At 46.6% G+C, this 20,307-nt stretch carries 22 protein-coding genes; 9 read left to right on the top strand and 13 right to left on the bottom strand.

Annotated features, from left to right (window positions below; genetic code table 11):
* Positions 1–9 precede the first annotated feature (9 nt).
* The 9 genes from PG840_RS05700 to PG840_RS05660 all read left to right on the top strand — a co-directional run bounded on the left by PG840_RS05700 (position 10) and on the right by PG840_RS05660 (position 5,579).
* Entirely contained in the window at positions 10–936 is a 927-nt protein-coding gene (locus PG840_RS05700; protein ID WP_008373911.1) for an ABC transporter ATP-binding protein, read from the top strand.
* Positions 929–1,780, top strand: a complete 852-nt coding sequence (locus PG840_RS05695) for an ABC transporter permease (protein ID WP_008373910.1) — start codon at positions 929–931, stop codon at positions 1,778–1,780. The genes PG840_RS05700 and PG840_RS05695 overlap by 8 nt, the downstream gene beginning before the upstream one ends.
* A complete protein-coding gene (locus PG840_RS05690) occupies positions 1,781–2,677 on the top strand; it encodes a sensor histidine kinase (protein ID WP_005333486.1) in 897 nt (298 codons plus the stop codon). It abuts the gene before it with no gap.
* Between the two features lie 121 nt (positions 2,678–2,798).
* Complete coding sequence (locus PG840_RS05685) at positions 2,799–3,089, top strand: hypothetical protein (protein ID WP_022415108.1); 291 nt, start codon at positions 2,799–2,801, stop codon at positions 3,087–3,089.
* Positions 3,090–3,092: 3 nt separating this feature from the next.
* Positions 3,093–3,425, top strand: a complete 333-nt coding sequence (locus PG840_RS05680) for a hypothetical protein (protein WP_005333489.1) — start codon at positions 3,093–3,095, stop codon at positions 3,423–3,425.
* Between the two features lie 229 nt (positions 3,426–3,654).
* A complete protein-coding gene (locus PG840_RS05675) occupies positions 3,655–4,089 on the top strand; it encodes a hypothetical protein (RefSeq protein WP_005333491.1) in 435 nt (144 codons plus the stop codon).
* A 3-nt stretch (positions 4,090–4,092) separates the two neighbouring features.
* Positions 4,093–4,452, top strand: a complete 360-nt coding sequence (locus PG840_RS05670; RefSeq protein WP_005333494.1) for a YccF domain-containing protein — start codon at positions 4,093–4,095, stop codon at positions 4,450–4,452.
* Between the two features lies 1 nt (position 4,453).
* A complete protein-coding gene (locus tag PG840_RS05665) occupies positions 4,454–5,290 on the top strand; it encodes an EcsC family protein (protein ID WP_270613417.1) in 837 nt (278 codons plus the stop codon).
* Positions 5,247–5,579: a DUF5301 domain-containing protein gene (locus tag PG840_RS05660; protein WP_118452429.1), complete on the top strand. Its 333-nt coding sequence runs from the start codon at positions 5,247–5,249 to the stop codon at positions 5,577–5,579. The genes PG840_RS05665 and PG840_RS05660 overlap by 44 nt, the downstream gene beginning before the upstream one ends.
* Positions 5,580–5,767: 188 nt before the next feature.
* On the opposite strand, the gene PG840_RS05655 is transcribed toward PG840_RS05660, so the two are convergent.
* The 13 genes from PG840_RS05655 to PG840_RS05595 all read right to left on the bottom strand — a co-directional run bounded on the left by PG840_RS05655 (position 5,768) and on the right by PG840_RS05595 (position 20,121).
* Entirely contained in the window at positions 5,768–6,214 is a 447-nt protein-coding gene (locus tag PG840_RS05655; protein WP_005333500.1) for a hypothetical protein, read from the bottom strand.
* A 13-nt stretch (positions 6,215–6,227) separates the two neighbouring features.
* A complete protein-coding gene (locus PG840_RS05650) occupies positions 6,228–6,914 on the bottom strand; it encodes a hypothetical protein (protein ID WP_005333502.1) in 687 nt (228 codons plus the stop codon).
* 20 nt (positions 6,915–6,934) lie between these two features.
* Positions 6,935–7,522, bottom strand: a complete 588-nt coding sequence (locus PG840_RS05645; protein ID WP_005333504.1) for a sigma-70 family RNA polymerase sigma factor — start codon at positions 7,520–7,522, stop codon at positions 6,935–6,937.
* Positions 7,523–7,535: 13 nt separating this feature from the next.
* Positions 7,536–7,955, bottom strand: a complete 420-nt coding sequence (locus PG840_RS05640) for a DUF3268 family zinc-finger domain-containing protein (RefSeq protein WP_005333505.1) — start codon at positions 7,953–7,955, stop codon at positions 7,536–7,538.
* A gap of 160 nt (positions 7,956–8,115) precedes the next feature.
* Positions 8,116–8,391 (bottom strand): hypothetical protein, encoded by a 276-nt coding sequence (locus PG840_RS05635; RefSeq protein WP_008373818.1) that lies wholly within the window; start codon positions 8,389–8,391, stop codon positions 8,116–8,118.
* A gap of 62 nt (positions 8,392–8,453) precedes the next feature.
* The gene (locus tag PG840_RS05630; protein ID WP_040015509.1) at positions 8,454–8,816 is read right to left on the bottom strand and encodes a hypothetical protein; all 363 of its coding nucleotides are present in this window, start codon (positions 8,814–8,816) and stop codon (positions 8,454–8,456) included.
* 67 nt (positions 8,817–8,883) lie between these two features.
* Positions 8,884–12,516 (bottom strand): VaFE repeat-containing surface-anchored protein, encoded by a 3,633-nt coding sequence (locus PG840_RS05625; protein ID WP_023921579.1) that lies wholly within the window; start codon positions 12,514–12,516, stop codon positions 8,884–8,886.
* A gap of 56 nt (positions 12,517–12,572) precedes the next feature.
* A complete protein-coding gene (locus PG840_RS05620) occupies positions 12,573–15,770 on the bottom strand; it encodes a TraG/VirB4 family ATPase (protein ID WP_023921581.1) in 3,198 nt (1,065 codons plus the stop codon).
* On the bottom strand, positions 15,767–16,387 hold the full coding sequence (locus PG840_RS05615) for a DUF5038 domain-containing protein (RefSeq protein WP_023921583.1): 621 nt from the start codon (positions 16,385–16,387) through the stop codon (positions 15,767–15,769). The genes PG840_RS05620 and PG840_RS05615 overlap by 4 nt, the downstream gene beginning before the upstream one ends.
* Before the next feature lie 10 nt (positions 16,388–16,397).
* A complete protein-coding gene (locus PG840_RS05610) occupies positions 16,398–18,089 on the bottom strand; it encodes a lysozyme family protein (protein WP_005333517.1) in 1,692 nt (563 codons plus the stop codon).
* 1 nt (position 18,090) lies between these two features.
* Positions 18,091–18,999 carry a hypothetical protein gene (locus PG840_RS05605; protein ID WP_005333520.1) on the bottom strand — a complete coding sequence of 303 codons (909 nt, stop codon included), beginning with the start codon at positions 18,997–18,999 and terminating at the stop codon, positions 18,091–18,093.
* A gap of 15 nt (positions 19,000–19,014) precedes the next feature.
* Positions 19,015–19,725 carry a hypothetical protein gene (locus PG840_RS05600; protein ID WP_005333522.1) on the bottom strand — a complete coding sequence of 237 codons (711 nt, stop codon included), beginning with the start codon at positions 19,723–19,725 and terminating at the stop codon, positions 19,015–19,017.
* A gap of 18 nt (positions 19,726–19,743) precedes the next feature.
* On the bottom strand, positions 19,744–20,121 hold the full coding sequence (locus PG840_RS05595; RefSeq protein ID WP_005333524.1) for a hypothetical protein: 378 nt from the start codon (positions 20,119–20,121) through the stop codon (positions 19,744–19,746).
* Positions 20,122–20,307: the final 186 nt, after the last annotated feature.

The following is a 20,307-nucleotide window of genomic DNA, read 5'->3' as shown; positions in this document are numbered from 1 at the left end:
GAAAAGGAGATGAAAGCATTGAGTGAATTGTTATTAAGTACAAATGGATTGACGAAGCAGTATGGTCATCATAAGGCAGTGGATAAAGTAAACCTTCACATAAAAAAGGGTGCTATCTATGGATTTATCGGACGGAACGGTGCGGGAAAGACGACTTGCCTGAAGATGATCAGTGGACTTGCAAGACCGACAGCCGGAGAGATTGAGATGTTCGGGTGTAAAGGAAAAGAACTGGAGAGGATTCGTTCTCGTGTGGGGTGTCTGATTGAAGCACCGGGGCTGTATGGCAACATGAATGCATATACAAACCTGAAAATAAAATGTGAATTGTTTGGTATTCGGAAAAAGGGATACATCGAAGATATCTTAGAGACGGTCGGACTGGAAGGTGTCGGAAAGAAAAAAACGAAACATTTTTCCCTTGGAATGAAGCAGCGTCTCGGAATCGGGCTGGCACTGGTCGGGGAGCCGGATCTCCTGGTCCTTGATGAACCGATCAATGGGCTTGATCCCCAGGGAATTGCAGAGGTGCGTGATACCATACAGAGACTGCGAGATGAACGGAATATGACGATTTTGATATCCAGTCATATTTTAGAGGAATTATCTAAGATTGCAACGGATTATGGAATTATCCATAATGGAAGTCTTCTGCAGGAGCTGACAAGCGAAGAACTGATGAAACGCTGCAGTGAACGGATTGAAATAGAGTTAATCCATCCGGAGCAGGCAGTCCCGATTCTGGACAGAATGGGATTTACCAACTATCAGGTTACAGATAAGAGCCATATCCATATATTTGAACGATTGAATGAAAGCGCCAATGTCAATATGGAACTGGCAAAAGCAGGAATTTTGGTCAATGGAATTTCCATTACCAGTGAAGAACTGGAAACCTATTTCTTGAATCTGACAGGAGGGAATCAAAATGCTTAATATGATAAAAATGGATCTGTACCGGATGGTCCGGACAAAAAGTATGTATGTGGTATGGATTGTGATGGCGGCAGCTATATTCTTCTCCACATCCATGTCGAAACTGGATATTGATACGATGAACAAGGAAGCGGAACAACAGCAGACAGAAAGCATTGCAGAAACAGTGAAACCAGAAACCATCAATATGGGAATGTCCGTATTCCTGCCGACACAGCCGGGAGAAAAAGTAACGGTCTTTGATCAGGTATATGCAAACCTGCAGGCGAAGTTTGTGGCGTTGTTTCTGGTGATTTTTACAGTGCTGTTTTCCAGTGCAGATATAGGAAGCGGTTATATTAAAAATATCGGCGGGCAGGTAAGGAGCCGGAGAAACCTGATCTTTTCCAAAGCTTCCGTGTTGTTTGTGTATACGACTGTTACCATGCTGCTTTATTTCATCATTCAGATTATTGCACAGCAGATGTACTTCGGATATCTGGAGTGGGGGAATGGAAGCGAGTTGCTGAGATACTTTGGTATTCAGATTTTGCTTCATTATGCACTGGTACTAATCAGTATGGCGATTGCGGTGGTTTTGAACAGCAACGTGTTCAGCATGACGATTGTTATCTGCCTGTGCATGAATACCATGATTGTCTTATACGGAGTGATCAATCATTTGATCCAGAAGGCAGGTGTGGAGAATTTCCAGATTTTGAAATATACAGTGACAGGAAAGATTGCACTTTTATCCATGTCACCGACCAATAAGGAATGCCTGACAGCAGTTGTGATTGCGGCGGCGTTCGGAATCGTGGTTACATTACTGACAGCATGGGTATTCAGAAAGAGAGATATCTAAATGATAAAACTAGGGTTCGTGCTATTGATAGCAGTGATACTGGTACAAGGAATGTTATTTTGGAAATACCAGCGGCAGGTGAAAGACATCTGCCGCCAGTTGTCGTTTCTGATGAAGCACGACAGCAACATGCTGATTACCAGAGAAATGGATTTTGGAGGCATTGGTGAGTTGGCAGATGTTTTAAACGAATGGCTGGAACTGAAGCGAAGGGAAAAGAAGGAATACTTGAAGAAAGAGGAGATGATTTCGGATACATATACAAATCTCTCACATGATATCCGTACTCCTTTGACATCCCTTGACGGATATTTTCAGTTAATGGAAACCTGTGAAGACCAGGAAGAGCAGAGACGGTATATGAAGATCATACAGGAGAGAATCGGCAGCCTGAAAGAAATGCTGGAAGAATTATTTACTTTTACAAAACTTAAAAACGATTCTTTTCATCTGGAAATGTCATCCTGCTGTATCAACAAGATTTTGAAAGATACCATATTTTCCTACTACGATGAATGGACGGGCAGAGGAATTGAACCGGAGATACAGATTACAGATAAACTGCTGTTTATGAACGGAAATGAACAGGGAATCCAGAGAATTTTTCAGAATATCATAAAAAACGGACTGGATCACGGGGAGAAGAAAATCAGTATTTCACTGGAAGAAGTTGAAAACAACATCCGGATACAGATAAAAAATCAAGTATGTCATGTGGAAAAAATAAATGTAGATCAGGTGTTTGAACGGTTTTATAAAGCGGATGAAGCACGCAGTAAGACTTCCAGCGGTCTCGGCTTATCAATTGCGAAAGAGCTGGTACTTCGTATGGATGGGAAAATCAGCGCCCGGATAGAAGGGAATGAGTTCTGTGTGGAGATTGTGTTTCCAAAATAAAAGGAAAAATTTATATTAAAGCAAGTGAAAATGGGGAATGACTTTATATAGGTTTCATGGTAGAATTACAGTAGAAAGAGAAGAGTCACTCAGTCATTTGTTGTATGAAAGGATGAGTATAATGTATAAAGTAGAACTTAAATTTGATACAAGCAAGCTCGCTCCGGAAACGGTAAATCAGATGTGTGAACAGGCAGATCAGATTTTTGAGCAGGAGGATTTAAGCTGTGCAGTCAAAGCCCTTGGAAGCAGGATTTATCTTGACCGGGGACGCAAGCAGGACTATGGAAGATTCTGGGCAGCAATCTTTCAGTTGAAAAACTCCGTAGGAATTGCAGAGAATTTGTTAGAGTGTTTCTGGTATAACGGAACAGAAAAGGAGAACCTGATTACAGACTTTATAAGGAACTAACAGATGGACAGCTTACAGAGGAAAGGCATCAATTTTGACCTGAATACACAAGCACTAAAGGAATATTATCCGAAAGGTGACTGGCATAATGCATATGCGGATGTAAGGGACTTTTTTGAAGCAAACGGATTTGAGCATATTCAGGGATCGGGATATCATTCGGTGGAAGCAATGTCAGAAGCAAAAGCCATGGCAGTTATTTATCAGATGACAAAAGAATTTCCATGGCTCAATTATTGTGTGAATGTGTGTACCATATCAGATGTACCGGAACTGTTTGATATCTCGCATGTATTTGCCAGAGAAGCGGAACGGTTGGAAAAGAAAAATGCATGATTTGACAAATTATTTCCAATATGTTATATTCATCTCAAGCAAAAAAGGGAGTAGCTGAACGCCTTGAAAGAGGTGGTTTTGTAACCGACAACCGGTATCGAGAGATACCCGTAGCAAATGAGATAGCAAGACTTTTATTGTGGCAGAGGTCATGATAGGAGTCTTTTTTTATTATGAAATATAGAAAATCTGCCGCAATAGTCTGCTAAAAAGAAAGAGAGGATAAACGATGAGTAACGAAATGATGAAACGGGAAATGCAGGAAGCAGTACAGGCAGGGGAGCGGGCGCTTCAGAGCCTTTACGCAGCAAGGGATAAGTTGGGAAGTGCGAGAAACTGGGGCATTTTTGATATGCTTGGAGGAGGCTTTATCAGTGACTTTGTGAAGCATTCTAAAATGAATGACGCAGCTGCGTTGATGGAACAGGCGAAAAGCGATATTCAGCGTTTTCAGAGAGAATTAAGAGATGTGCAGGTTTCCTTGGATCTGCGCATGGAAATCGGCAGCTTCCTTTCCTTTGCGGATTTCTTTCTGGACGGGCTGGTGGCAGATTATATGGTGCAGAGCAAGATTGCAGATGCAAGAGAACAGGTGGATGATGCCATCAACCGGATAGAAAAGATACTTGCTGATGTGAAAAATCGGATGAATGGGGAGGTGTAGCATATGGGATGCCTGGGAAATGTGTTGTGGTTTGTGTTTGGCGGCGCAGTCAGTGGGCTGAGCTGGTGTCTGGCAGGTTGTCTCTGGTGTATTACCGTTGTGGGGATTCCGGTGGGGATGCAGTGTTTTAAATTTGCGGCGCTTAGTTTTTTCCCCTTTGGAAAAGAGGTGCAGTATGGTGGCGGAGCTGGTTCGTTCCTTTTGAATATCATCTGGCTGATTGTATCCGGTCTGCCTCTTGCACTGGAGCATCTGGCGTTGGGTACAGCTTTATGTGTGACGATTATCGGAATCCCGTTTGGTTTGCAGCAGTTTAAACTGGCGAAACTGGCATTGATGCCGTTTGGTGCGGAGGTGTATTAAGATGCGATTATTTGATAAAAGGACACCGCTTCAGAAGGAGTGGGAAAAGCTGGAAGTACAGGAGCAGAGATTCCTTCAGAAGCGTTCAGAGAAAAGGGAGAGCATTCTGAATCAGAAACTGGAGGAAAAGATACCGCCGAAACTTCAGAAAACATTGGATACCGCTTTTGCGAAGGCATTTGCTCTGATTTTCGAGAAAGGAACCGGGGTTATTGAAAAGACGTATCAGCGGACAAAACTGGAGCAGGATTATCAGGTGCGGCAGTATATGGCGGATGTAAAGCAGAATTCCAAATCCCTCCGCTCTTTTTCTAAAAAGGCAAGAGATACGGGAACAAAGAATTTACTGCTATCCGGTGTGTCTGGAATCGGGATGGGCGTATTGGGAATCGGTCTGCCGGATATTCCGGTATTTACAGGGATGATTTTAAAGAATATTTATGAGACTGCTCTGCAGTATGGATACAGCTATGAAAGCAGGGAAGAAAAATTTTTTATCTTATTATTGATCCGGGGAGCAGTATCCTATGGGGATACACTTTGTGAGATTGACGGGAAAGTAAATGAATTTATCAGAAACGGAATACTGCCGGAAGAGTATCAGGATAAGGAGCAGATCGAACAAACGGCGGGAGCTTTGTCAAAAGAGCTTCTGTATATGAAGTTCTTACAGGGAATTCCGGTGGTTGGTGCTGTAGGCGGAGCTTATGATGCAGTCTACATGAAACGGATCACAGAGTATGCAGAGCTGAAATACCGGCACAGGTATCTGGCGGGGCGGAAAAAGGCAGAGAATGGACAATTATGTAAAAGGTGTAAAAGTTATAGAGATATATGATGCCGCAAATAAGGAATTGCTGGTAAAGTATGATGATAAGCATAATATAGACAAGGTTATTTCTGATTTAAATATAAAATCATGGAAAGAGACAGAAAAAAGCATAGGTATGAACCCTAAATATACCATAAAATTTTATTGCGATACTACGAACCAAGATGAAGAAAAAGATATAAAAGAAATTACCCTTTATGAAAATGGGGAATATGCTACGATTTTTATTACTTCTCCTGGCGGAGTAAAACAAAACTATAAAACGAGCATTGATATTTCTGAATTGGTTATCTAATAATATTTGTGTAATGAGAATGAAAATCTAATTCTTTCAAGTTTAACTAAGACATTCCCGGAGCAAATGCTCATGGCATTGAAGCGGATACAAACACTATTGTTTGATAGAAATAAGAGAGGTTATTTATAATAAAATGAGCCGCCAGAACTGTAGGGGTGATGCAGTACGGGCGGCTCATTTTCTATCTAAACGGATGTATCCGGAAGTTCCGGCAGTTGATCGGTGAGTTCTTCATATCCGAGAATATCTCCGGCACATGGCATCGATTGCCCTGTTCCCTGCTGTGGTTTCCGGAAGTACAGCCGATACCGATGTCCCTCTAGGAGTTTGATATTCTTTTCCAGTGAGAAGGCGTATTCCTTTCCGTTATCACTGGCAAACCAATATTGCTGGTTTTTCCCGAAGAGTGTCTGTTCCCGTTTCGTGCAGCTTACGTCCAGTGACAGATAAGCATGTGTATGGATCAGGTGGTAGAAACTGAGTGCACGCAAGATGCTGCAGATTCCGATGAGGAGGCTCATGAGGATAAAGAGCCGGTCATGGGTGGCGATCCCGAAGATGCACCCAAAAAGTACACAGAAAAAGCCGATTGCACTGATGGCAACCAGCTTTGTGAAAAATGGTTTTGGCATAAGGTTCCTTCCTTTAACATGTATGAAATGTGATTTGTTTATTCAGGTACAAATTAGCAATAGCCTGCAGCACTGGATACTGGGTATGGTGAATCTGGACATCATCCACAAGTGTTTGGTAAGTTGTCTCCGGTTCTGTGTATAACTCATCCATAATATCCGATTCGTTGTGGATTACTTTTTCCTGCTCCATACTTGTGACAAGCTCAGCGGTCGTGAGGGATACCTTATCAGCCAGCTTCAGAATGGTATCTTCCATCGGTGAAGAGGGTTTCTTCTTTAAATATCTGCCAAACTCTTTTGCACCAATAGTTCCTTCCAGATAAAGCTGAACGCAGCCAAAGAGCCGGATGGGAAAGGTATCCTTCAAGGGAATAATGGTCAGACTGCCGAGAAGGCGATATAAGGCATCCACCCCTGTCAGTCCAATTCCGCTTACAACCAGACCGCGTAAGGAAAGTCGGTTCAGATAGTGTTGGAAGGATAAGCCTTTCGGACCTTCTTTCTGTATCTGGCGCAGGGTATAGGCATCCTGGAGTTCATGGAGCGTCAGAATCTGGAAGGCAAGACAGCTCCAGAGCAGCAGCTCGTCATCCGATAGTCCATATTCTTGTCCATCGTTGATTACAAGAGGAATGGATTTTCCGCCTGTCGTTTTTTGAAATTTTAAGGTTCCGACAGCAGTATAAAGTGTCAGCATAAAAGTTCCCTCCTTCAAGGTTAAGTCAGAAGTGCATAGAGTGCATCATCCTGCTGTAATAGTTTCCGTGCTTTGCTCTGCCATGCCCGTACACGATTGGCTGGTACTTGGTAGTGTTTTGCCAAGTCAAAGCTGGTATATCCCTGCTGTTGCAGATAGAGGGCTACAATTCCCTTCTGAATAGTTGAGGACTGTCCGGTGCCAAGCTGGGTTAAATGCTCAAGAAGCAAGGTCTGGTTTGTGTCCTTTTCCGGGTGAGTTGTTTGTGTATCCTCGTAGGAAAACAAATCACGATAATGGAGATGTTCATCTTCAGATGATGCTTCGTCCAGAGAACAGAGCATGGAGCGGTCACGGGCAATTTTCCGCCAGTAGTCAAAGATGGCATGACGGATGATAGTTTTGGCATAAGGCTGGAATGATCTTCCTTCCTCAAATCCGACAGCCGACCGGCACAAAGCCAGATATCCAATCTGACATAATTCCTGTTGTTCTTCCTCAGTTACATAGGCAGCGGTGCGGGTCATGGAACGAATCATGATCGGAACCAGATCCATGGATTTTTCCACCAGTTGTTTTTGCTTTTTATTTAGTGGTAAGGTCATCATCAATCACCGCCTTTCAGCTGGCTGCCCGGAGGCGGAAGGGAATATGGTTGTTCTTTAAAACATCTGCGGATTCCCGAATGAGCTGGTCGCACATATAGTTGCTGAACTGTCCGATGTGAGCCTGCTTATCTGTCAGACAGAACTTATCTGCCACCCAGCGATATGCTTCCGGTTTGGAAAGGATGCCCTGTTGCCAGATCTGATCGAAAATTCGATGTGCCTGAATCCGCTTTTGACGAAGCTCCCGGTTGGCGAGCGTTCCTTTTGGTATCTTGGTTCCCGGATGTACCCCGACATAGGAATTGCAGGATGGATAGTGGGAGCAGACATAAACCTGTCCGCCATGAGAATGCGTTCCATATACAAAGGATGCATCTCTTAATATTGCTGTTCCGCCGCAGTAAGGGCAGCGGATGATTTTTGGTTTCTTCATCTGTTTTCACCTCGCTTGTACATACACGATACGTAACGTGTACGTGAATAACCAGTACGTACTGTATACTTATATTGTAAGTAAGCAGGTGATGAATTCCCATAGGACGCAAGCGGATACTGATCCCAGATTCGGACTAAATGGCACGAATCCCCATTTTTCAGATGCCGGGATAGAAAATTGCTCGGATGAGCGGGAATAAGCCGCTGTCTGTGAAACGTGGATAATTAACCGGTGTAAAGATGAACTTCTCACAGAAAATCCGTAGCAGGAATAAGCTGATCAGTACCAGACAGAGCAGGTAAGTGTTCCTGCGCCTTCTGGTCCATGGCTTTTTCGGACGGAATTTCACATACAGGACAAAAATCATGGGAATAAATATCAGGTTCGTAAAGACCTGATCGATACATTGGATGATTGAAATTACGTTTAACATAGGCAGTGCCTCCTTTCTTTACATATCCTGTACGTATAAGAGCCTGAAAGTGCAACTTTTTGTTACCAGTCATATTGCTGGTTCTCCTGAAGCCGGAGCAGTGCCGGAATGGGACATGGCTTTAAAGGCAGCTTCTGAGCGGCCAGATAGGGCAGATAAAGCTCTGTAAAAGCAGCAATGCTCATGCTTCCGGTACATTCGGTTGGCTCCGGTATCCGGGGAAACAAAAGCGCTGCATCTGAAAGAGGGAGGATGCAGGGGCTTCCCGTTTCATCCGGATGGAATAAAAAGCCAGAGTTCTCACAGCTTTCCTGTGCGTTACAAGTGCGGCACCAGACGTAGATACAGGAGTGCCAGTTCCCTTCACAGAGGTTCAGAAAATGACGGATGTGCTTGGCATCTGTCTTGCAGTGGGGGTGTTTCATATTCATCACCTACTAAAGAAGCAGGCAGTTCCATGTGGGAGCTGCCTGCAGGAGTCTTCGTTATGAGTTACTGATGTTTCTTTTTGCGTTTGAAGTAAACGATGCCCAGGACACTTGCACCTGCAAGTGCAGCTATGGCGATTCCGGCATACAGGAGAAGCGGCGTCTCATCGCCGGTCTTTACAGGCGGAGCTACCGGAGGCGTCTCCGGTTCTTTCGGAAGCTCCGTCATGTGTACGGTCTGACCTTCATCCTTCAGATCCTCATGGGAAGCAATCTCATGCTCGGTTTTTCCGTCTGTATAGTAGAGCTTTTCAAAGACAACCACATCCTGTCCGGCAAGAGCAGAAGCGTCGAAGGTAAAGGTAACTTCCACAGAGCCGCCAGCTTTTTCTGCTTTAAATTCTGCCTGAGCGGTAACTGGTTTTCCGTCTTTTAACAAAGCCTCTCCGGTTTCCTTATTCATCAGGGTTCCGATGACTTTGTACTCAGATCCAGGCATCAGACCATGATAAGTGACCGTATCTACGATAGTCGCTTCCTTGGAAGCAGAGACATCCTGATCCCCGTCACTGCCGTCTTTGGCTGTGGTTTTGATTTCCGGGAAGTAGATGGTCTGGTTGGCATCTTTGATGTCCGCATGTACCGCTACTTCGTGATCTTCAAAAGTCATTGTTTCAAATGCCACGAGCGTTTTTCCGGAAAGTGCAGAGGCATCAAAGGTAAAGGAAAGCTCTACGCTGCCGTTAGCTTCTTCCGGAGTGAAACTTGTTTCTGCAGTCACAGCTTTGCCATCCACATCGAAAGGTTTTTCGGTTTCCGCATCCATGAGTGTTCCTGTCAGCTTGTACTCTTTGCCTGGGATCAGGTTTTTGTATTCCACAAGGTCTGTAAGTGTCAGTTCTTTTTCCGGTTTTGCATAGTGTGTGCCGGAAGCAGCATCTGTTGCAGTGGTTTTGATTTCCGGGAAGTAAATAGTCTGTCCTTCATCCGCAATGTCTGTGTGTACGGCAACTTCCTTGTCTTTGTAAGCCAGGGATTCAAAGACAACTACTGTTTTCCCTTTTAAGGAGCTGGCATCAAAGGTAAAGGTAACATCTACCGTACCAGCGGATTCTTTTGGCTTGAAGGATGCTTTTGCTGTCACCGGTTTTCCGTCTGCTTCGACTGGTTTCTTTGTTTCTTTATCTATCAGAGTTCCAGTCACTTCATATTTCTGGTTAGGAACCAGCCCCTTAAAGGAAACCGTATCCACCAGCGTGATTTCTTCCTTTGCACAGGAAATATTGGAGTTCGTGTCCGCATCTTTCGCAGTAGTCTTGATTTCCGGGAAATAGATGGTCTGGTCTTCATCGTTGATGTCGGTATGGACTGCAAGCTGCATCTCATCCTGATATAATTCCTCGAAGACAACGGTTGTTTTTCCCTTTAAGGAAGTTGCATCAAAGGTAAAGGTTACTTTGACGGAGCCGGAGGATTTCTTTGCAGTAAATTCAGTTTCAGAAATCACCGGTTTTTCATCCACAAGGATTGGTTCCCCGGTTTTTTTATCCATTAAGGTTCCAGTCAGTTTGTATTTCTGGCCCTTTTTCAGTCCTTCGTATTCCACAACGTCTTCAATCGTCACTTCTTTTGCCGGCTGGCTCATGTGTGTACCGGTCTCGGCATCCAGAGCAGTCGTGCCGATCTCAATGGCATCATCGGTCAGAGTTCCAACCTGTATCAGAACAGAATCCTTATAAACCTTGACTTCAAAGGTTAAAAGATCCATGCCTTTGTTGGAATCACAACGCTGTTCCGCCAGAGTGTAAGTATCGTAAATGAGAGCGCCTTTGGAATCATCCGGTTTGGAGGTGCCGAACCAGATGCCGTCTTCCGAAGACTCACCCCGGTTGGTATTTGCGGTATGTTTGTTCCATTTGGAGGAAGTGCTGGCATAACCGTTGGCATCTGTCACAATCACATGGCTTTCGCCTGTTGTTTTGGAAGTGATCTTAAATGGCACATTTGCCAGACGGTTCTGGCTGCCGTCAGCAATCTTGACAAATTCCAGATCCCCGCGGATGACCTGATTGGAGATGGAATTGTCTTTTGCAGTCAGTTCCACGATTTTTCCCTGTTCTGTGATGTCAAATTCTACAGAGATCTTTCCGCTGTTCAGATAACCGGAAGGTGCAGTTGTTTCATCCACACGGTAATGTCCGAATGGGAGAGCATCTTTTGCAGTTGCAGCAGAACCGGATTTATCGGCAGTAAGTGTAAGGACAACCTGATCTTTCGTGTAGGATGTTCCGTCTACTAATACCGGATTTTCATTTAACGTAGTGATCGCAAAGACAGTACCTTCCAAAGTGGCAGAACCCTGCGGTTTTGCTTCTCCGGTCTCGCTGTCACGTTTCTGGATCTTCACTCCGCCACGGATGACAGATTCTTCTATGGTAGAAGACTGGTATACCGAAACCATTTCCTGCTTACCGTCACCTGTAATTTTCTGTACGAAGACAGTTGGATTGAGCTGGTATCCGGCAGGGGCTTTGCTTTCCTGTACCGTTATGGTACCGAGCGGAAGACAGACGGTCTTGCCATCACTGGTATAGTAAAAGGCATCGCCGCTTACAAAGGAATCTTTGGTAAAATGCATCTTTCCGGAAACATCTGTTTTTAATACCCAGGTACGTGCCGGTTTCTTTCCAGCTTCCGCAGGATCACTGTCAGACTGCTCGGTATAGAACTTGACTGTAAATTCTGCGTTTGCAAGGGAAGCTGCTCCCTGTGGGGAGGCTTTCTTTGTTTCGGCATCCAGCTTTTCAAGCACCAGATTCATGGGATTATTCTGCGGAATATCTGTTACGTTTGCAGCAGAAGTCTGTTCTGCTTTTACAGTGACTTTGTGAGCTTTGGTGTCTACAATGTAGCCTTTGGAAGCAGAGAGCTCTTTTATGGTATAATCGCCTTCCTCCAGTTCGCCGGATCTGGCATACCCGTTTTCATCAGTGGTCAGTTTCTGGATGAGCTTCTCACCCTGATAGATCCCATACACAGCACCCTTTAAGCTGTAATTCGGATTCCCGTCCGATACGCTTCCGTTGGCAGAAGATTTTTTCAGTTCGATCCAGCCGTTTGGAACCTGATACCAGCTTCCGGCAATGGTCTGGCTGCCCTGTCCCGGAACGATGAATGCCCGGAAGCCTTCCGGCGGGTTCGGAAGTCCCTGAATGGCACTGGCTACTTCCAGTGCTTTATCAATATAGGACTGCGGGGCGCCATGGAAAGCTCCGGTGTCAGCGGAATTACCGGCATAGATGTAAGCGACAACCAGATGTCCGATGACATAGCTGTTATCATCACTCCAGCCACTGAAATATTTATCCTTGACGACTTTATCGTAGCCGTAACCGCCGTTTAAGTAGTAGAGCGCTTTTCTGAGCGGGGAGTTCTGGCTTAAAAGGTCATAGGAATAGGAACCAGAGGAAGGTGTTTTCTTCAGTGGTTCCACGCAGTAGGCAGTATTGCTCCCGTCAAAGCTCATGCGGGAGGTAAAATAGCTGCCGTAAGGGATATTGGCACCTGCCTTATAGCTGATGGTGCCGTCGGCTGCATGAACCGGAAAACTGCCGGAAAACAATGCGCCGACTGCGACAAGGACTGCCAGCAGCATAGCCAGCGTCCGTCTGGTATAGGATTTGTATGTCTGTAACATAAGTCTCCTCCTTCTTGAAGTTCAAATGAAAAGGGCAGCGTCAGTGCTGCCAAAAGTTACACAGCCTGTTTCTTCTGTTTCGCAAGGATTTCCAGAAGCTCCTGCCGATCTGTGGTAATCAGCTCCTTTTCCAGATTGGAAGCCTTAAATTCCACAGTGATGTTATTGTTGTTGGTTGAGATCAGACCGTTGCCCCGCTGGAAATGGGTGATGTTCATTACTTCTGTTTCCGATAGATGCAGGATAGTCTTCACCCGCTGTGCCTCTTCATCCTCCATGTTCAGGATAATCTTGGTCTTGCAGTTATTGATGATACCCTTGCCGTACTTCCCGTCATCCAGAGCAAAGAAGTCGTTTAAATCCTGTGTGGCAAAGATGCCGGCTCCGGAGTAAGCACGGATGATCTTGGCAATCTCCAGTACGAATTCCGCTGCAAGCCGGTTGCTGGATGCACCGATGAGCTGCCAGACCTCATCGACAAAGATGGCTTTCTCTTCGGTACGGTTTTCCTTCGCTTTATCCCAGACATAATCCAGGGCAACGAACATGCCGACCGTTAAAAGATCGCTGGAACCGGTCAGTTCGGAGATATCCAGTACCGTATATTTATTGGTCAGGTCCACATTGGTCTGCTGGTTAAAGGAAGAAGCAGAACCGTGAACCAGGCGGTTCAGGATATGAGCCAGACGTTTGGTATCCTCGCTTTCCAGCAGGACATTGTAGACATCCTCCAGAATGGGCATCTTTTTGTACTGCTCCGGATGCTGCGGATCTGTCAGGGATTCATTTTTATGTGTAATCCCTTTTCTGGCATAGGTTTTGATTAGGGCTTCATCCAGAAGCTGCTTCTCCTCATGGGACATATCCGGGATCAGCAGACTGAAGAAGATGTGAAGCCTTTGGATCTTGCCTGCCAGTGCGGAGGCATCCAGTGTCGGTCCGTCCAGCAGTTCATTTACAGAATTGTCTACCTTCCGGATTTCCATGATGTTGATACAGTTCTTACTGGCAGGAGAAATCTGGATAAATTCTCCGCCGACATTCCTTGCAGCCCGGTAAAATTCGTGTCCCTTTAGCGGAGCGATGATGAACACCTGGATGCCTTTTCTTCGCATCCTTAGTGCCATGGTCTGCATGGTGAAGGTCTTTCCTGCTCCCGAACAGCCTAAGATACAGATGTTGCTGTTCTTGTACTGCCTGGAATCAAAGATATCCGCAATGACCAGGGAATTGTTATGCTTGTTTACCCCAAAGAGGATTCCGTTATCATCGCAGATACTGTAGCTGACGAAGGGATAGCAGCTTGCCGCCCCGGAAGTCAGTACGTTCCGCTTGGACAGCTTAAAAAGCTTCTTGTCCAGATTTGCCAGCGGCAGAGAGGATAAAAATCCCTGCTCCTGTAAAAAGTAGCAGGAGTGTAAGTTCATATCCTGCGAGATCAGGAGCTTTTTCATTTCCTGAATCCGCCACTGCAGTTCTTCCAACGTGGAAGCAGTAATGGTGATGAGAAGATTCATGTAATAGAAATCTTCGTTGTTGGCAAGTCCCTGCTTCAGAAAATATCCGGAGCGGATGGCAGAATCCAGATCGTCATAATCAGTGTTGGTATCGGACGCATCCTTTAATTTGGAACGGTTGATACGGATCTGCTGACCGAGACGCTGCTGAATCTTGTCCTTTGGCTGTTTCTGGAGAAAGAAATCAATATCAATCCCTTCCCCGGCATTGACAAGGAGTGACAGCCATCCGGGAGTTACCCGGTTTTTGTAGCCGTCAGACGGCACAAGCAGGTAGGAATGGTAAAGCCCATTGATCTGCACATAATGGGAGTGCTTGAAATCCACACTTTCCGGTGCGAGAAACTCGTTGATCCGGATGTGATCCAGTTCCTCCATGCGATTTTCCTTTGTATAGGCGGACAGTACAGTGCTGATCCGGTTCGAAAGCGGAACCTCCGTACAAAGGGTACGGTTTAAAAGGGTGTAGAGAACATCCGTAGTAAATTCATCCTCATTGTCATGGGAGACCACTTCATTCCCGCACTGGTATAGAAAGGTTTTGGCGGTCTGGGAGGCTGTCTCAAGAGCAGCAAGGATTTCCCGTTCCTCTTCCTTTCGGTTTGCGTTGAATGGTTCATATTCAAAGATCAGAAAGAACCGTCTGGATACTGCTTCTCTGGAACTTAAGTTCTGGACAAACTGGATGTAGTCACGCTGCAGTTCCTGACAGTGGGGATCGGTTTCCCGCTCCAGCTCCAGCTGGGACTGCTCCAGATGCTTATTGATGTCTGCTTTTTTGGAGATCATCTTGATCTGGAGTTTGACAGGGCTGATCTTTAAGTAACTGATAAAGCTGTAGATAATGCCCTGCTGTTCCCTGGCACTTCGAAGCAGAAAGTTGATTGGTTCAATCTCCAGGATCTTCACGTACCGTCCGTCTGTGGTATAGACGATTCCGTTTGCGATTTTTTCCACCGGAAGATAATCCTCCAAGGTCTGGTCTTTCTTTCGCTTTTTCCGGGAAACGGGTTTTGACGTGGCAGATGAGGTGTCCTCCTTGGAAACCACCTTTTTTTTCTGCTCTTTTTTTGCAGCCCGCTTTTCGGAAACTGCCCGTTTTTCTTCCTCCTTTCGTCTCCGGGCTTCCGTTTTTTTCTGTATTTTTATCTGTTTCGCCGCCTCTTTTTTCTGTCGGCTGGCTTCTTTCTGCTCCCACTTCAGATAACGGATATCTTCCTTTGCCTGTTTTTTGATGCCCCGCTTGGTGGAGGTATCAAACTGCCGGTGTTCTTTTTTTTTACTTTTTGGCGGAGCTGGTGCGTCCGGTTCAGACTGTGGGGGAGCCGATGCCATTACTTTGGAAGGCTCTGCCATTTTTTCTGCTTTCCGGTGTTTCTTTGTCTTTGGCTCTTTGAAACGTGGTTTCCTGCGTGGCTTTCCTTCCGGAAGACTGTCGGACCTCCAGATTACCCTGCGGTTCACTACAAAACGCAGGGCATTCATCAAAAAGGCAGTGATGCTCTCCCCGCCGATTCCAATCAGGGCTACCATTGCCGCTGGAAGTGCGGTCATGCAGAGAATGATGATGCGGGCAGTCAGGGACAGCGGCAGGTGGAAAACAGGGATACCGATTGCCAGGGAAAGAACAATGCTTTCTATGGCATTGCGGATGTCAAAAGTTCCGTTTAGGATCTTGCCTTTCTCAATGAAGTTGGAAGGGATAAAGGAAACCGGTGTTTCTTCTGGCTGTGTCATGGCTGCACCTCCTTTTTCGTATCTTTCGCATCTTCGGAAGGCACAGAGGCACTGCCGGATTCTGTGTCCGGAGCTTCCGGGCTGTCAGAAGTATCCGGATACCCGCCTTCCTGCAGGTGTTCAATGTCCTGCGAAGTCAGGGACGGCAGGGAATCATCGGTTTGCTTTTCGTAAACAGTCGTATCTGCAGAGACCTGTACCCCGTCTTCTCCAAATAAAAACACACCCGTCGGGGTGTGATAGGTAACCGGAAGCGTATCCTGATCGGAAAGTGAAAACATCAGGCAGACGGTTGTTTCGGTAGGGTAGCTGGTTTTTTCCGGCAGGAAGGTGATGCTTGTCTGTTCTTTTTTGACATACTCTTTTAGGTAGACAGGAAACTGCCCTTTGAGAGAAGCAATCTGGCTGTCGGAGAAAAATGCTTTTAAAGCATCAAAATCCAGATATTCCGGCATGGGGGTATCAGAATTTGTTTCTGTTGTTTCCTTTGCCGGTTCCCTGCCTTTGTTTCCGGAAGCTTCTTTTTTCTGGCTTTTCCAGAAACTGGGGAGAACCAGTCCGGCAAGCAGCAGAAACAGCATCAGAAAAATGGAAAGAATCACTTTTGTTCTGTTCATAATGGCTCCTTTATTTTTTGTCGAAGATCCAGTAGGCATTTGCCGTAGCATGGATTTCCGACATCATATCAAATTCACGGTTAATATAGTTCTTTGCGTCACTGTCATTGGGATCATTGACCAGTACCTTGCCGTTTGCCGTAACACCTCGGAGTACGATGAAGTGTCCGCCGCTGGTGAAAAGTCCTGCCCGCTGAGAGGAGATGACCGGACAGCCTTCGGAGAGTGCCTGAAGTACCGTATTGGCATTGCTGGTCTGTGTGACGCTGCCACAGCCGAAATGACTGGCTGCAGCCTGAAAGTAGCTCCAGTAGGTTCCAACTCCCGGCTTGTAATAGGAATTCCCGCACCATGCCACCGCATCCGGAGGGGTAATGGTATTCCCGGTCAGGTAGCTGGCGATCATGGCAAAGCTGGTAGGCCCGCAGCCGGAAGATGCGATGGAGCCGCCGCCATAAGGAATGTTCCCGTAATCGGTCTGGAGATAGTGCGGAATCTGCATTCCGTTTGCCGGATAGCTTCCGCCGGTATTGGTAATCTGATAATACCGGAGAACATGCTCCACATATTCCTTGTCCCCATACCGGTCATAATGCCAGTTCGGACGGGCACACATCATATCCGAATAAGCAATGGCGTTTTCTTTGGTATAACCGCCGTCACGTTCCATTGCCCAGTCGATATAGCCGGAGCCGTAATTGTAACCCTGAAGCGCCAGCTTGATGCGGTCCAGGTCGGTAGGTCCGGTACATCCTGCTTTATCCAGTGCATACTTTAATTCCTGAATCCCACATTCGATGGAATAAGCAGGATCGGTGATGCCGTTGGGGACATGGGGGTATTTCTTATTAAAGCCGCCTTCTGCCGCCTGCATGGGATCGCTTCCACGCCCGCCGCTTTCCTGCATCATGACTGCCATGAGGAGTTCCACATAAGCTTCCATGCCGTATTTCTGTGCGACCTGCTGGATGGTAGCCCGGTAAGCCAGCACCTCATCGCTGACACCTACCGCCATGGCAAGACCGGAAGCGGAGCCGCCAAAGAACATGGTCAGGTTTTCCACATAACTGTCTGCCGTTTTTTTCTGCTTATCGGTCAGATGAAAGACGTGATCTGCAAAGTAGGCATCTCCGGCATAGCTGACCGTGTAGGTATGGCGGGTAAAAGTAACCTTTCTGGGTGGTGCATTTTCCTCTTCCGCCGGAACTTCCACCGTGGCCGTTTCTGAAGTAACGTCATAAGAAAAAAGCCCGTCCTCGTTTTCCCGGATCAGGCTTTTGAGTTTGCTGATATTTATATTTTTATAGTCATCCTGGCTGGCACAAAACTGTGCGATGAGCTGGTTCGCATTTACGATGATACTGGAAGCGTAAGGATCGCTGATAGAGGCAGTATCTCCTTCCGGGAGTCTGGCAATTTCCGCATTGATCTTAGCAAGCAGTGCATCATGGCTTTCCTGAAGCACCTCCACGATTGCCTGATTGGAAGCCCGGATATTTTCACTGATTACCGTGTTGCTGGTCAGTGCTCCGGTATTTTCAGAGAGGTCTCCGAAGACGAGTCCCGGAAGCATGACAAGGAACAGAATGGGAAGCATCAGTACACCGCCGACGGCTGCTCCAGTTTTCGCAAGGGTGCGCCTGTGCCGGAATACTGTACCGATGACAGCAAGAGGACTGCCCATCAAGGCTGTTTTTGGCATGTTACATACGCTCCTTTCGCTGTGGGGCTGGCGGCAGTTTCTGGACAATGGATTCATTGTAGGCTACTTTGCCGCTGCCGGAAGTATATGGTGTTTTTTCGACCGTATCCTGTGCATACTGCTTGTACCAGGTGGAACCATCCACGGACTGTACCGTAGAGTAGGAGCCCTGAGTAGGAGCTGCATACTGGTCGGCATGGTACAGGGCAAAATCCCGGTTTCCGGAGCTTCCGGTTTCGGTACCGGTGATCCTTCCGCCACCGATTTCTACATTATCATAGGAAGAACCGCCGCCCGGATTGATGCCCATATAGGAAGTAAAGGCTTTCTGTGCGTCTGCTCCCTTGATGGAACCTACCTGACCGTAATTTCCCTGTGCAATGTTGCTGATGACCTGATTGGCAAAGTCTCCGCCTTTGTTCAGGGATGACTGGTAGAGCATGTTTCCGATACTGCTGTGTTCGGTATAACCGGTTGCGGAATTGACCGCTTCTCTTTGTACCTGTCTTCCCACTGCCCCGGCAAGCCCGCCGGATAGGAAGCTTCCTGCGACAGCCGCACTTCCGGGAGAAGAGGCTTTGTGGTAGCCGCCACCACCATGGGAACGCATGGAACCGGTCAGGCTCCGTCCTGCAATCAGAAGTTCAGCCATCATGTTTCCTCCGGTATTGCCGACATTGATGCCAAGCGATGCCAGAAAAGAATCAATTTTCTGGGATACCTTTAAAAAGGCAATGGCACACAGGAACCAGACGAAGACATTTCCGGTTACCGCTTCCTTTCCCTGACTGGCAACTGCCGCTTCCACGTCTGCTTCCGTAAGCTCCGCTGCAAAGACCGGCATGGAGCAAAACAGTACCAGACAGGCAGTTAGTACCAGGAATGGTATGAGTTTCTTTCTAAGTTTCATTTTGGTCCTCCTTTCTTATAGGGATAACGGATTGGCAAGGAAGGTGCCGACCATAGAAGTAAACAGCCGCAGGCACCACGCATTCATCAGAAGCAAAAAGAACTGGCCGCCAAGCATCCGGCACCAGCTTTTGAAGATATTTCCGGTTGACTGGCTGGCACCCATGGAAAAAGCTGCCGGGGCTGTGTAGACCAGTACCCCCAGAAGAATATAGCGTTCTGCCGCTTCAAAGAGCAGTTTGATGTAGTTCCACGCCAGAATCAGTACCAGAATCAGTGCAATGATGGCTACCGCCCCATTTGCACAGACTCCCAGGATGACTGTGACTACGGAGTTAAAATCCGCAAATTTTAAAGGCGGCAGGTCTTCCGTCAGAATCCAGTTGTACGGTGTTCCTGAAATCTTCAGGAGCAGATCCACAATATCTTTCGCATAGAAGGTGAGAAAGATAAAGAGGAAGGAACGGATGGACAGCTTAATGGGATCTTCCGCTTCGATACCGGCTCCCATAAAGTAATTTTTAAAGAGCTGCCATACCCAGTTTAAGAGGATCAGCCCGATGCCCAGTGCCAGAAAGACCTGATACATGGTCTCGGCAGCAGGAAAGTAGCGAAGAAACGTATCCATGGAACAGCCCAGAGCACCGAGGACTGAAGTGGTGATCAGATCCAGAATGTTCATGACCTGTTCGGCAATCCATTCCACGATTCCGTCAAGTATTCCCATAGTGGCATCTCCTTTCGTCTATCCGTTCCATTTTCCGCCTGCAAAGAACGGGGTGATGTAAGCCATGATAAAGCCAAGCCCGTTTAAGATCGCCCAGGTAATGACGATACGCTTGAGCCATGCACGTGATTCGTCCACGGTTTTTCCGCTTTTGGAAAAATTCATCATCAGAAGGGCAACCGATGCCGTTACGACTGCAGCAATGGTGGAAATGAGGATAATCTGGTTATAGACATCCTTCATGATCTCATTGGCTTTGGTCCAGATGGTAGCGGCAAAAACCGGCTGTGTGTATCCGCAGAGGACTGTGACAGCCAGAAATGCAGCATACAGGCATCTGCCATAATTGACATGCCGTTTTGTGTCCGGCGGAGCGTTTTTCAGTTTGTGTTTCACGTAAAAGTACCTCCTTTTTATAAGAGCGGCAGGAGAATTACCTCCCCTGCCTTTGCTTATGGTTTTCCTGCCTCAAGAAAGGACGCAGCCCGGTCAATGCAGGCTGCGTCCTAAATCAAAGTATGAAATTGTAAAGATCCTCCTATCTTACAGAAAAAACGCAGCTTATTTGCCGCAGGAGAGGCT

Source organism: Coprococcus sp. AM97-35, assembly GCF_027697525.1.
Lineage (GTDB): Bacteria > Bacillota > Clostridia > Lachnospirales > Lachnospiraceae > Allocoprococcus > Allocoprococcus comes.
This window is presented reverse-complemented; position numbering and strand designations above follow the sequence as displayed.